This is a genomic window from Verrucomicrobiia bacterium (assembly GCA_035629335.1).
Taxonomy (GTDB): Bacteria; Patescibacteriota; Saccharimonadia; order Saccharimonadales; family Saccharimonadaceae; genus DASUUR01.
In genome coordinates this window covers 623948-637753 of record DASPIB010000001.1, presented here as the reverse complement: position 1 = coordinate 637753, position 13806 = coordinate 623948, and the positions used below count along the sequence as shown (strand labels likewise).

The 13806-nt window shown below is 48.1% G+C and carries 13 protein-coding genes; 4 read left to right on the top strand and 9 right to left on the bottom strand.

Translation table 11 applies throughout. The features are described 5' to 3' along the window. The first annotated feature begins 625 nt into the window (after positions 1-625). Complete coding sequence (locus VD907_03530) at positions 626-1489, top strand: alpha/beta hydrolase (protein HYG83923.1); 864 nt, start codon at positions 626-628, stop codon at positions 1487-1489. A 44-nt stretch (positions 1490-1533) separates the two neighbouring features. Here VD907_03530 and VD907_03525 read toward each other — a convergent pair whose 3' ends face one another. From VD907_03525 to VD907_03505, 5 genes are all read right to left on the bottom strand, one after another. Beyond that, positions 1534-3123: a hypothetical protein gene (locus tag VD907_03525; protein HYG83922.1), complete on the bottom strand. Its 1590-nt coding sequence runs from the start codon at positions 3121-3123 to the stop codon at positions 1534-1536. Further along, positions 3123-3899: an ABC transporter ATP-binding protein gene (locus tag VD907_03520; GenBank protein HYG83921.1), complete on the bottom strand. Its 777-nt coding sequence runs from the start codon at positions 3897-3899 to the stop codon at positions 3123-3125. Before VD907_03520 ends, VD907_03525 begins: the two co-directional genes overlap by 1 nt. A gap of 25 nt (positions 3900-3924) precedes the next feature. Then, positions 3925-4437, bottom strand: coding sequence for a DUF1772 domain-containing protein (locus VD907_03515; protein ID HYG83920.1), 513 nt, complete (start codon positions 4435-4437; stop codon positions 3925-3927). Between the two features lie 62 nt (positions 4438-4499). After that, entirely contained in the window at positions 4500-4952 is a 453-nt protein-coding gene (locus tag VD907_03510) for a hypothetical protein (protein ID HYG83919.1), read from the bottom strand. A 123-nt stretch (positions 4953-5075) separates the two neighbouring features. Next, positions 5076-5846: a YaaA family protein gene (locus VD907_03505; protein HYG83918.1), complete on the bottom strand. Its 771-nt coding sequence runs from the start codon at positions 5844-5846 to the stop codon at positions 5076-5078. Positions 5847-5975: 129 nt separating this feature from the next. Here VD907_03505 and VD907_03500 point away from each other — a divergent pair, with 129 nt between their 5' ends. Then, complete coding sequence (locus VD907_03500; GenBank protein ID HYG83917.1) at positions 5976-6356, top strand: hypothetical protein; 381 nt, start codon at positions 5976-5978, stop codon at positions 6354-6356. Between the two features lie 116 nt (positions 6357-6472). On the opposite strand, the gene VD907_03495 is transcribed toward VD907_03500, so the two are convergent. Continuing rightward, positions 6473-7132 (bottom strand): 4'-phosphopantetheinyl transferase superfamily protein, encoded by a 660-nt coding sequence (locus tag VD907_03495; protein HYG83916.1) that lies wholly within the window; start codon positions 7130-7132, stop codon positions 6473-6475. A gap of 157 nt (positions 7133-7289) precedes the next feature. Between VD907_03495 and VD907_03490 the strand changes: the two genes are divergently transcribed. Beyond that, complete coding sequence (locus VD907_03490; GenBank protein ID HYG83915.1) at positions 7290-7697, top strand: SRPBCC family protein; 408 nt, start codon at positions 7290-7292, stop codon at positions 7695-7697. After that, complete coding sequence (locus VD907_03485; protein HYG83914.1) at positions 7694-8188, top strand: pyridoxamine 5'-phosphate oxidase family protein; 495 nt, start codon at positions 7694-7696, stop codon at positions 8186-8188. Before VD907_03490 ends, VD907_03485 begins: the two co-directional genes overlap by 4 nt. Before the next feature lie 50 nt (positions 8189-8238). On the opposite strand, the gene VD907_03480 is transcribed toward VD907_03485, so the two are convergent. From VD907_03480 to tdh, 3 genes are all read right to left on the bottom strand, one after another. Next, entirely contained in the window at positions 8239-11298 is a 3060-nt protein-coding gene (locus VD907_03480; GenBank protein ID HYG83913.1) for an amino acid adenylation domain-containing protein, read from the bottom strand. A 356-nt stretch (positions 11299-11654) separates the two neighbouring features. Further along, complete coding sequence (locus tag VD907_03475; GenBank protein HYG83912.1) at positions 11655-12548, bottom strand: calcium-binding protein; 894 nt, start codon at positions 12546-12548, stop codon at positions 11655-11657. A gap of 224 nt (positions 12549-12772) precedes the next feature. After that, positions 12773-13801 carry an L-threonine 3-dehydrogenase gene (tdh, locus tag VD907_03470; protein HYG83911.1) on the bottom strand — a complete coding sequence of 343 codons (1029 nt, stop codon included), beginning with the start codon at positions 13799-13801 and terminating at the stop codon, positions 12773-12775. Positions 13802-13806: the final 5 nt, after the last annotated feature.

Genomic DNA, 13806 nt, shown 5'->3' with positions numbered 1-13806 from the left:
TTGTGTCACTACTTAAATTAATGAGTGCTAAGCGTAGCGATTGATTGTGAAAATGGTGTGAATTTTTTTAAAAGCAGCTTGGGTAAATTTCATATTCATTTCACATCTCAGCGACATCTTAAAAACAACGGGTAATTTTCTGCCATTGTCAAAGACATGCCACCAGGTCGGATACCCGAAACGAAAGGACTATTAATAATGGTAAAACAGGAATCACAGTATGGATGTGAAAAAGACGAGGCTCGTTTGTTTCAGAAGCTGACGTCCGACTATAATTTTACACTCACTATGACCGACGCGCCAGTACCGAGGCCGAGCTGGCTCAGGTAACTCGATGCATCAGCATTAGTCATAAGCTCACGCTGCTGACGGCCTTTGCTCGGCGGTCGGGTTGCTCGTCGTTTAGCGGCAACCGAGCAGCTTTTTGCCGGTAGGCTATCATCTACTCGTGTTTGATGCTTATCAAAGTGTACAGGTACAGCGGTCGCTCCATGCTTTCGAGCTCGAAGCGAAGGGAATTCGTAACCAGTGGTGATACGATCGAGATCTGTGCTAATAGAATGATTGGTTATCGATAAGACGATCGCTACAAAGCGCTCTTCCTCTCAAATGGTAAAATAGAGGTATGCAAGAAAGAAATTCTATCATCCTAAAAAATGGTAACAAATTGGCTTTTGTTACTGCTGGCGATGAAACCCGCCCGGCACTTTTACTGCTGCATGGCTTTCCCAGTTCGGCTAATACTTTTCGTGACATTTTGCCTGTGCTAGCTGAAGAAGCTTATGTGATTGCGCCAGATTTACCTGGTTTTGGCGATTCTGATGTGCTGGAGGAAACCTCGTTCGATAACTTAGCTCAGTCTGTAACGGAGCTGCTTAAGCGCTTAGGTGTTCGCGAACGCTTTATTTACTTGCATGATTTTGGCGCGCCGGTTGGGCTGCGCCTTGCCATGGATCAGCCTGAGCTGGTGAAAGGCTTGATTATACAAAACGCCAATGCACATCGCACCGGATTTGGGCCGCAGTGGCAGGCGACGCAGGAGTTCTGGAAGAACCCTACCGAAAAAACCGAAGCCACTGCCACCGCTCACCTCACCTTTGAAGGTGTGCGTGATCAATATGTGAGCGGCGTGCCGGACGATATTGCCCGCAAAATCTCGCCATCAGTCTGGGAAGAAGACTGGCGGGTGATGTCATTGCCAGGCAGATTGGCTGCCAACCGAGCACTTGTAGCCGACTACGGGAACTACGTTAAGAAGTTTGCCCAAATTTCCGAGTACCTTCGGTCATTTCAGCCACCGGCGCTCATGGTTTGGGGACGACACGATGTTTTCTTCGATCTTGCCGAGACGGTTTCCTGGATGGAAGATCTTCCGCGCATGGAGGCCCATATATTAGATGGCGGACACTTTTTGCTCGAAACGCATGCTGCGCCAGCTTCGGCATTGATGAAAGCATTTATTAAGAAGGTCAATGAGCTGCCGGGCTAGGACTCTACTGATACAAACTATATCGCTGCATAGTCTACGGTAACCTATGCCTTACCGAGTAAGAGCGTGTAAAACTGTAATTGCCGTCGCTGCAAAAGAGCATTTGTGAGACGCGACACCGCAATAGCAATGGCCACTGCAACCAACAAACCCGCGATAATCGGAGCTAGCGAAGCAGCTCCGTATCCGGCAACTACCGCTATGATTACCGGTAAGGCTGCGCCTAGTAGCACTGCTGGAAACACCGTCATCTGGCCGCCAGTCGCATCGCCGGCGCGTTGCCCGAGCCTTACGCGTTGGCGTGCGTCGGTGCCGATGGCCGGCATGACGACCGCGAGTAATGTTGCTATTGTGCAGCCCGTAGCGATTGCTGCCAGCGTTGCGCCAATCGCCGTGGTGGTGAGTGGCGAACCGCTTACGGCGCCGAGAAGCAGCGTACTAATAATTGCTGGCGCACCAAACAACACCAGCCAGGCGAGATATCTTCCGTAAAGGTCAGCTTTAAGCGCGCCTGGTGTAGTAAGTAGCTGCCAAAAGGCGGTTCCGTCAAGCGCGTAAGTATTTACCGCCACCATGGCGCCGAAAACCGCAAAGGCTACTCCTGTAAAAGGCAGTGCCCAGTCCCAGCCAGATAACCAAACAATAACCGCCATAAAAATCGGCGTTAGCCAAGCGTGCCGTAGTTCTAAAGAACGAACCGGATCGCGAAACCAGGTTTTAATCTCGCGGGTGAGGGTAGCCTGGAGCTGGGAATCTGGCAGGAATGCGGAGAATGTTCGGGCTTTTGCATTCAACCTAAGCCCACTCACCTGTCGGGCGGGCGGCTGGCGCAATGATTGTACGGTAACCATAAACCAAATTCTCCATAGCATAATTGTGAGGCCAACAAGTGCTGCTATGTAAGCCATGGCTGCTCCCGGGTTGCCCCCGAGGGCTTGCCATACGGCGGCAAACCCCCAGCCGGTCGGTAGCTGCAGTAAAATATTCTCGAGCCAGGTGGGCAAGTCAGCGGCGATAGTACCCGCAGAAAGTTGCATAATACCAGTGTTAACTTGAGAAGAAAGCAGCGCCGCAATCGGTATCCAGCCGGCAAAAGAAATCGCTAGTAGTAACGACATTTGCGTCGCGGCAATCGCTCGCCCAAAGCGCAGCTGCATAAATCGCTGAACAACTGCTGCAGTAGCTTTTCCTAACCATATAAGGAACATGACTTGTGCGATAACAGCCGCAATGCTTATTGTCATAACTAGCCCACTCGCCACACTGGCCGGTATAAGTAGGCTCGCAAACGCAACTACGGTTATAAGCGGCCCGACGCCAAATAGCTCGGTTACTCCAAGTGCCGCCACGATGGCGTATGGCGAGTGTGGAAGTGAGCGAAACCATTCGTGCTGGAGGAGTGGAGCGGTATACGTTGGCTGGATAAGTGGCGCCAGTAACCACATAACTCCCCAAGCGGTTAAGCATACGAGCAGCCAATCCGCGCTGATCGTTCCATTTATTATTGGTGTTGCGAGCCCAACAAGCAGCAGCGCAAACACCCCGCCGGTCACCAGGCCAAAGCCGCGCTCGGCGTTAGGGCCGTGCTTAATAAGTAGGAATTTGAGCCGAAGTAAGGTAGCAAGCAGTTTCATTACAGCCACTCAAGTTGTTTATGTGGTGGGCGGGTTTCTACCAATTCTACAAATCGTTCGTGCAACGATTTGCCGGCTGCCACTTCTTTGACTGTACCTTCGGCGATTACTTTTCCGGCTACAATTATGGCTAGTCTGTCGCATAAGCGCTCGACAAACGCCATAACGTGACTCGATAAAATCACCGTTCCTCCCCTACTCACAAATTGGCGCAGTACTGCTTCAATGGCGTTGGCGGAAACTGGGTCGATTGATTCGAACGGCTCATCAAGAATAAGCACATCAGGTACATGAATCAGTGCCATGCCAAGGGCAATTTTCTTTCGCATACCGGTAGAAAAATCAACCACCATGGTGGAATTAGCAGTATCAAGCTCCAGCACTTCCAAAAGATCAGTCACCCGTTGTTCAAGGTCGCTCGGCTTAACTTTACGCAATCTGCCGGTGTATTCAAGTAATTCGCGGGCGGTGAGCCGTTCTGGGTACGACAACCCGTCCATTAGTATGCCCAGGGCTTCCATGGCCTGAGTGTGATCTGACCATACGTCATGGCCATTAATGAAGGCGGTGCCGGAAGTTGGCTTTAGCAGCCCGGCAACCATCGAAAGCGTGGTGGTTTTCCCGGCGCCATTTGGGCCGACAACTCCGTAGAATATGCCATGCGGAATCTGTAGGTTAATAGCATCAACCACCGTTCGTTGATTGTACGCTTTTGTCAATGCTTGCAGTACGACGGCTGGGCTATCGCTTGTTTTGGTATTTGGGTCGGGTTTCATAGTGTAGAGATCTTTACTGTTGGGCTTATATATTTTTACAGAGAACTATTAGAATAAAGAATGCCAGTATTGTGGCGACAGTCCTGACCACATTCCATTTTACCCAAACGTGTTCAAAATTGTGGCGTGCACCAGCTAGCTCTTCATCGCTCATTGTATCGACGTTAAGGCTTTGCAGCTTGTTATTAAGTGGCAAATGCACACGCATCGTGGGCAGAACCATACCAAAAACGTACAGTAGAACGGCGACAACTAACAGTATTTTATCGGTTTCACCAGCGATGCCGATTGCGAGTGCTGCACTTGCGATTAAACTGAAGATTGCGCAAAAAAACACCACTCCAAAAATCGGCGCCGTTGAAACGGCAGGTAAGCTATTTTGCAGCACGCTATCTACGGCCTGGAATGACCGTATATAGTCTTTGTTTGTCAGTCGGCGCAAGCCGGGCATAAATATGACACTAAAGGTAAAAAAGAAGCCCGCAATCAGCCCGACGAGCAAGGTTGCGATTGTAAGTAAAAGTTCGTAAAGTGGCATATATTTCCTTTGGTTTGAATGTAGCTTTATAACATTGTCTCAGGCCAGCATGAACTACGCAACTATGCGCTTCGTCGCATCACCAGCCCATAGCCACCTCCGGGCCACTGCCAAGCCCCTGTGATAAGGGTGTCGTTTTCAGAGAAAGTGCCTTTAAAGAACCAACCCGACTGTTTGTTATTAAGCCAAAACTGAACCGTATCCCTTTCAATCTCCCAAATATATTTATAATGATGACCACTGCTACTCTCGAACCAATGGCCGACGATCTCTGTACTAGGTTCGGTTTCTTCCCAGCCCATTTCATTACCAATGACCATAAGGCCGTCGATACTCCCATTGCCGTCTTCGTGATGCCGAAAAGTTAGGAATCGTCCTCCCGGTAGCCAGGCAAACGTGTCGTTGCCAGCCCATTCTTCTTTAGTGTTAAAATCTCGGTGTGTCAGATCCCAGTTGCCGATGAGGCGGGAAAATGGTTGTAACGGAGAGTAATTTGTAGTTGAGGTATTGTTCATAAACTTTCTTTCTTGTTCATTATTCTAAAGAAAGTATGGCACAATGTGCGTTAAGAGTATTGTATTATTAGGACATTAATTTAATTAAACACCTTAGGCGCTGTTTGATAGACGGACATTTGTCTATTTGGTCCGCTGACTCAGCCCAATACCGCCAAAGTCTTCTGTAATATAAGTGGGCTGGTTCGTCGTGCTTAAAGTGACGCTGTACTGGTAGCCTAAATCTTTAAATTTTTCAAAATTTGGCGTTTCAGTTTGCTCGGCAATAATCCATCGGGCAAAAGCGCCACGAGCAATTTTAGCGTGCACCGTGACAAACTCTGGCTCGGCAGCTGGGCTTTTTCTGGTAAGAAAACGTGGGATAACCTGCCTTTTTGGGAGATGCTGAGTAATTAGTTTCTCGTATTCCTTTGAGGTAACGTTAATGATAAGTGCCTCAGGGTCGATACAGGTTTGCAGTATATCTTTCCAGTAGCTATACAAATTTGCGAAGCGCACATTGGGTAAACGATAGGCCGCTTCAAGCCGATAGGGCTCAATCGCATCGTATGGTCGCAAGATGCCGTACAGCCCGGATAGTATCAGCAGGTGGCTTTGGGCGAAAGAGCGTTCTTCTTTGGTAAAATTAAGGGCACGCAGGCCACTATAAATATCTCCTCGAAAGCACTCAGCGGCTGGAGATTTTGTGTGATGCGCAGCGTATAGCTTGTGAACTTCTGCGGCTTTGCCGTGAGAAACTTTCATACATTTTGCAATTTCTTCAACCGATAAGCTTCTAATGTAGCGCCGCAACTCCTCTGCTTGGCTAGAAAACAAAGGTTGACTCATGACGTGTTGGCTGGTTGTCGGTACCATTGTTTTTGAGGAATGAAGCAGGATTTGCAATTTGGGCATATGTAAGTAGTATACCAAGTTATTCTGTCGGTTGTGGCGAGTACTCACGTTGCTTGACAAATTTTCTTGATGCGCTTATTTTAAGTAGCTGTAGGCAACATTCTCGAGTACGAGACTGGAAGAGGTGGAATGATGAGCCGTGATAATACACAGAAAAAAACCAAGAAAAGCTACCGGGAAAGGCAAGCAGAGGCGGCCCTGGAGTTAATTAATGCACAAAATCCAGACGTTCGCATGGTTGCAATAAAAATCATTACGCAATACCCTTACGTAGAAGCCTCATCTGCCGGCCAAAGGCTTGACTGCGCTTTTGAGGCTGCTAAGGAAGAAATCGAGTATAATTTGGAACACCTAACCTACCAAGCAGCAAGAGGCAAGATCATTCGCGGTATGGATTCGGCACGGTCGGCCTTAAATAAGGCACGCCTGCAGATTAACTGCCAACAATACCGCTCATTTCTCGGTACCCCGTGCATGCTTTCAAGTGCGCGGGGCTTTTTAATGACTTGAAACTGGAAAATACATGAAATAATCATCCAACACAAAAATACTAACTGGAGCGATCGAATTGTAGAGAGTCGTCTTAATGGCGACTCTCTATGTTTAGAGGCAAGTCAAACAGTTTCTCAACGAGTAGCTTGCCAAGCTAAAGCCCCATACACTCCGCTTGGTGCTATTAATGGTTGCATTGGCGATAGTTGGGAGCGGTTGTTTAGCTCTTCAAGTGTAATGTCCAAGCACTTAATGTGCGCCTCTTTTGTAACCCAGGTTTCGTAAAAAAGCTGTAGTGGCCTTGACGATTCGGTCACTATCTTATACTCATCAGCAGTAAAGCACAGCTTCCCTACCCCATAGATGTCAACTTCAGGATCTCCCTCTTCGATGTCGATGCCAACTGGGACTTTTGCGATCGCCAGGGCAACGTACCGTCTGGTGTGGCTGAGAGAAAATTCGATGCCACGACCGGTTAAGATGGGTTTACCGTGAGCTGTCTTCTCGAAGACAATATTCTTGGGGGTGCCGCCCACATACTGAGCAAGAACTGTTTTAAGAAAATAACGAGCTGCTTGCCAATTGTATCTTTGGCTGGCATGTAGCTTCTCTGCTCGCTGAAGTTCATCGGCTGAAAGAATACTACTAAAATCATTAATACCACCTAAATCCGAGAATGACTGGATAAACACGTCCACTGCATCGTCTGCGAGAACTCGTCTTTTTTTACTACCGATATTCCACTGTAAATAGTGTATCTGCATCGCATGATTAGCCTGGGCTATGCCGCTCATACTCTTACCATACCATGCCCTCGCTCCTGTATGTAGACGATTTTTAGTAGGAAGGTTTTACCTCGCTAAGCACCCGCCGCCAGCTCGTTGATGGTGCACTTAATTTGCTTACGCTTATTGCACAAAGTATAATTACGGGTGTAATGGAGGAAATCGTATGCGAGCAGAAAAACGCTTAACGGTAACAATTAATCGACCTCTGGATGAAGTTTTCTCCTTCATCGTTGACCCTCGTAATACACCAAAATGGATCAGTGAAATAGTGCACGAAGAAGTAACCGAACTTCCTCTAAAAGTCGGTGCGGTGTATCTGCCGCAAGGCGAAGGCGGCGTGTCGTTAGGGAGATACCCGGTAACTCAGTATGAGCACAACAAGACATTTACTTACACCAAAGAAGGCGCAAAGTATTTTGCGCAATACACTTTTAGCCCAATCGATGAAACGACGACGAAGTTTGACTACTACGCCTGGGATGAAGAGAGCGATCTAAACAACGATCCCGTTACCGAGCAAGCATTACAGAAGCTCAAGGTGGCGCTTGAAAATGGAGAAAACTCTTTATGAACGAAACGTTAATCCAGCACGCCAAAAGACTTATTCGATCAATTCAATACGCCACGGTTGCGACAGCTTCGGCCGAGGGCAAGCCATGGAACAGCCCTGTTTTTTACTTGTACGATAATGACATGAACATATATTGGCTGTCGGATAAAGAAAACCAGCATTCACAAAATGTGCGAGCAAATGGCGATGCGTTTATCGTTATATACGACTCTACTGTCCCGGTCGTGCCGGTTGAAGGATGCAAGGGTGTTTACTTGCAAACAAAAGTAATAGAGATCAATGACCTCGAAACAGCTCGGAAAGCACTGGCTAACAAAAACATAAACCTAGGTGTTGCAGCTGAAGATTGCGTCGGCGATGCTGTACGGCGAATCTACAAAGCGACACCAGTGTGCGCCTGGGTAAACGACGCCGAAGTTGTCGACGGAGCACCACGACGAGATTTCCGTCTTGAAATACCGCTAAGTGAAATAAAGAATTTACTGGCGTAACAAAAAGAGAGTTGGTCCTAGCGCCGACTCTCTTTTTGTTACGGTAATTTTTACGCGACGGCTGGCTGTAGCTCGAATTCTTCCTCCATCGATAAACCGTCTTCCAGCGTCTGCTTTGATGGTTCAGGAATAAATCCTGTCTCTATCATGTAGTTAAAGTACGTTTTTAGTAAGTGCAGGTCAAACTGCGGGCAAACGATAGCTGCGTTCCTGAGGGCATGTTGGGTATTTGTTGAATCGTAGATCGGCATATTTTCGTAGAGCTCCCACACCGTTCGATCCTTGTATGTTTTTCCAGTAAGCATTGGCAAGAAAGGCGTGAGCGGATTACTGCTATCTGAAAGTTCAGCAAGTTGTTGCACCCACTCGGCGAACGGTCGTTGTTCTAGCCGGTATCCAAAAGTGTTCTTGATCGCCACAAAGAAATCGTTTAAATCAACACTTTCTTGATGAGGCGGCACAAGGTGATAGCTCTTATTAAAATTGTCAGGTGACTTACAGATAGTGCCAATAGCTTTGGCGACAAAATCAACTGGCGTAAACTCTTTCCGTTGACGCGGCAAATACGGGTATGCGCCCAATTGAATACAGCCTTTTACTAACCGGGCGACAAAATCATCTGGGTTATTAATGCCGGTCGTGCTTTCGCCCATAATAAACCCAGGTCGAAGAATAGTAGAAGGAACTCCCCGTTGTCGGGCCAACAAGAGAATTTTCTCGGCCACCCATTTACTCTGTGCGTACCCCATGTCTTTATAAAGCACATACTCACTTCTATCAAGACTATCTTCTTCCATGATTTTTTGTACGTGGCCTAAATAGCCAATCGGCCCAAAACTTACAATGGTTGAAAGGAAGTGAATCGGTTTTGTCTGGGCGGCACACGCAAAGGCGATAATGTTTTGGGTGCCAATAACATTTGCTGCTTTGTGTAATTCGTACGATTGCACATAATTCACCTTGGCTCCATTGTGGTAGATGGTGTCAACAGTTTTTGCCAAATGGTTATATGCAGCACGACTCAAACCAAGCAGTGGCTTATCGAAGCTGCCCGCCAGGGGGATGAGTCGAGAAGCGTAGCTATCTTTCCATAGCGAATATTTTTCCAGATTGTGTTTAATGCGCTTCAAGGCTTCTTGCTTGTTGCTGGAGCGCACAAGGCAATAGAGTTGAATGTCTGGCGAAGAGTGCAGCAACTCGCGGATCAAAAAGGCACCCAAAAAGCCTGTCGCACCAGTCAGCAAGACGGCGCGTTGATGGTAGGTCTCGGGACGAAATGGCTGTTCGGGCTGGATGTTTTCTGCAAGCTGTACTTCGGCAGCGAGGTCAAGTGTAGCGGCGGCTGATTCGGGGCGATTTGAAAGCCGGCATAGTTGAGCAATCGTGGGATGCTCGTAGAGTGCGCCGGCCGACAAGTCCGTTTCGAGCAATTTTTGCAGTTGAACCGTTGCACGGGCAGCCAGCATCGAATTACCACCGAGGTCAAAAAAGTTATCATTCATGCCGATTTCATCAACCAGTAGAAGTTGACGCCAAAGCGCCGCGATGGCCTTCTCTTTTTCGCTGCGAGGTGGTTCGTAAGCAATACCAAGGTCGGGTCGCTTGAAGCTCGTTTGCGGCAGTGCCTTTTTATCTACCTTACCACTGTTGTTGAGTGGCAGCGAATCAACAATAACAAAGTGCGCCGGTAGCATGTATTCGGGCATTTTTTGCGCTAGGAACTGCTTAAAAGCAGTGAGGTCAAAGGCAGCATTTTTTGTGCGGAGGACAATATGAGCAACAATTCTTTTATCGCCCGGTACTGCTTCTTGTACGGTAACGGCGCAAAATTTTACTGGACTGTACTTTAAAATAGCATTCTCGATTTCGCCTAATTCAATACGGAAGCCGCGAATTTTAACTTGCTGGTCGATTCTTCCCAAGAATTCTATATTGCCATTTGGGAGTTCACGCACTAAGTCGCCTGTGCGATAGAGTGTTTCGTTTGGCTGTTGCGGATCGGGTACAAAACGATCAGCCGTCAGCTCAGGGCGTTGCCAGTAACCCTTGGCAACACCAAGCCCACCGGTGACGAGTTCGCCAACTTGTCCTTTTTCTACCGGCTTCAGCTGACTGTCTACTATTCGTGTCGTGGTTTTTTTGATTGCCTTACCAATTGGGACGCCTCCCTTAAACTTCTCGTTTGGCTTTACGGCATAGGCCGTGGTATACACAGAGTTTTCGGTAGGGCCGTAGCCGTTTATGATGGTAGTGTTCTGCAGCGCCCGCGCGGCTTTTTCGGTGAGGTGTGGCAGCATCACATCACCGCCGGCAATTATGTAGCGAAGCGATCGGAGATCGTCAAGTTGCTCTTCAACCAGCAAATGGAACAAGCCCGTCGTAAGCGAAAGCACCGTCACGCCATATTTTTGCATTGCCTGGATAACACTACTAGGTGTAGGTTTTTCGGGGTTTGCGATGGCTAACGTCGCGCCATTTAACAGGGCACTCCATATTTCGTACGCAGAAACATCGAACGAAATAGGCGTTTGCAGTAAAAAGGTTTGTAGCTCAGTAAAATCGACATAGCCCATATGTTTCGCCAGTCGTACCACGCCGCGATGTGGCACCATGACGCCTTTTGGTGTGCCGGTGGAACCCGAAGTATAAATAATATAGCAGAGGTCTTCAGCAGTTACGGAAACTTTTAGTGATGTGGCTGGCGCTTGCTTAATCTCGAGTCCCCTAGTGTCTAGATGTAAGAATTCACATTCTAACTTTGGTAACCTTTGCGCCATAGCGGCTGTCGTTATAAGAAGCTTGGCTTTGGCGTCTTGGGCAATAAATTCGATCCGCTCGGTCGGAAGATCTGGCGCAATCGGTACGTAGACAGCGCCGGTTTTGACTATGGCCAGTATAACAACAATGAGATCAGCAGATCGATCAAGGACAAAGGCGACGAAATCGCCCTTTTTTACCCCTTGAGCTTGGAGGAAATGTGCCAAACGATTGCTCGACTCATCCAGCTCTTGATAGCTTAACTTGGTAGTTTTATATACTACTGCGGTTTGCCCAGGCGTTTTTTGCGCCTGCGCTTCGAATAATGTTTTTAAAGTGTCTTGCCGCTTCATGTGTTTTCCCCTGTAAAACTTTCAAATGTTATAGCACTGCTGTAGCCACGTAGTGGACAGCGTCTTGAATATTTTTACCCGTCGCTAAAACTTTAATTGCCCACACAAAGTTGGCGCCGATCGGAAGTCGAATGAGCAAATACCAGGCTGTGCACAGCCATCAACAACTTATTCTAAAATGTATGCATAAGTCCCCCTTGGTTTGGCCGCCTAATTACAACTATTTTTAGCATAACCATTGAATATTAAAAAACGATTAAAAAGCTTAGACCGCATAAGTCAAGTGGCTTTTATTGCACCACTTAAATGAGTCGCCGCGACCGACGACTCATTTATTTCACTACTCTAAAAGAATATTACTGTTCGCAGTTCACTACACCTTCCGTAGCGGTGCAGGTATCGGTGCCAAAGCTTGCGTCACCAGTGTCGGTTCCGGCGCCACCGTTTATCGTGTCGTTACCAGAGGATACGGGGAGTACCAGGCCGGTAGTAGTCTTCACGTCACTGTAAACTATGTCATCACCGTCCATGCCGACGATGGTGTCATTCCAGGCGTTAGTGAGGCTTAATGGACCAAGGCCGTTACTAAAGGTGAGCGTTTCGACATCGCCGTAAACCGTATCGTTACCGGTACCACCGATAATGGTATTGTTACTATCCCCGATTATGACCGGCCCAAGCAAAGTGAAAGTGAGGTTTTTGCCGAGGCCATAAATAATATCGTCGTCGGCGCCACCAAGCAGCGTATCGTTGCCGTTATTTGCAGAAACGGAAGCGGTAGTTATAGTGACATCTATGAAGCCGCCAGCAATAACATCTGCGCCGGCACCGCCATCAATGTAGTCATCATTGCCGATCGCTCCCCCGCCAGGCGAATCAGTTGTGAGCTCGCGGAAATCACCCAAAAGTTCATCGTTGCCGGCTTCCCCAAAAATTCTATCGTTGTCACCCAAGGCTACGCCCGGTTCGCGTATTTCAACGTCGCCATAGACTGTGTCGTCGCCCTCGCCAGCACAAATTCGATCGTCCCCACCGAGGCCAGATATAACATCGTTGCCACCCAACCCAACAATAACATCAACACCGGCAGTACCGGTGAGAATATCAGATCCACTCGTGCCAACGATTGTTGCCTCTGTGTCATCGCACATGTAAGTAGACGCATGAGCTGGTGTCGATACAAACACCGAGCTGAGCACCAAACCGCCAACGGCCAGCAAAGAACTTACTTTTTTAAAATTTATAGGCATAGGCCCTCCTTTTTGTTTTAACTTGCCCCGATGGGCTACTTTTAGCATAGCTATTAAGTATGAAAAAAAGATTAAACAACTCCCGATCACGGGATTAGGGGAAGCGCCAGGATAGTTGAAGCTAATTGACAACGCCCCAGGCTTTGAGGCGCTAAAGGCAAAAAGAGCAAGCTAGTCGATGGAATTTGCCGCGCCACTACGGCTACTAACGCCAACACAAGAAGTTAAAGCTGTGGCGTTTCCCAATTTAAGATTACTTTTCCCGAATCTCCACTCCGGGCCGCCGCAAATGCTTTTTCAAAATCGGCAAATCCAAACCGGTGCGTAATAACCGATGCTATATCGAGCCCATCTTTAAGTAACTGTGACATAGCCTGCCAGGTGGCAAACATTTCGCGCCCAAAAACTCCCTTGATAGTCAGCATTTTCGTGACAATAGTTGACCAGTCGGGTTGCACGGTTCCTGCCGGCAAGCCGAGGGCGGCGATTTTGCCGCCAGGTACGCTATGCGAGATCATGTCATTGAGCGCGGGCGTAGTGCCAGACATCTCAAACCCTACCTTAAAGCCATCGATAATGCCATATTGTTGGCGGACGTCTGCAAGCGAGCTAGTTGAAACGTTGATCGCTGTCTGTACCCCTGCTTGTCGCGCGAGCGAAAGACGATACTCGTTAACATCGGTAATCATAACCTTTCTTGCGCCTTTTGCCTGCGCCACAAGCGCAGCCATAATACCAATTGGTCCGGCGCCAGTAACTAAAACGTCAGCCTCCGCAAGATCAAACATGCTCGCCGTATGCACGGCATTGCCGAATGGGTCAAAAATTGCCGCCACATCAATTGCTGTATCAGGAGAATGCTTCCATATATTTTCGGCAGGCATTGCGATGTACTCGGCAAAAGCTCCGGGTATGTGTACGCCGATAACCTTTGTTTGCGGACAGAGGTGTTTCATGTTTGAGCGACAGTTATGGCAGGTATTACATACTAGATGTCCTTCGCCGCTCACTAAAGTGCCTGGGGAGACATTTTTTACCTTGGCGCCAACTTTCTCAACCACGCCAACGAATTCATGGCCTATGATCAAAGGGGCCGGTACCGTGGTTTGTGCCCACTTATCCCAGTCGTAAATATGTAAATCGGTCCCGCAAATGCCCGTACGGAGCACGCGCACTAATACCTCGTGCGGCCCAATCGATGGGATAGGCACTTCTTCGAGCCATAATCCTGGACTTTTTTGTCGTTTTATCAAAGCTT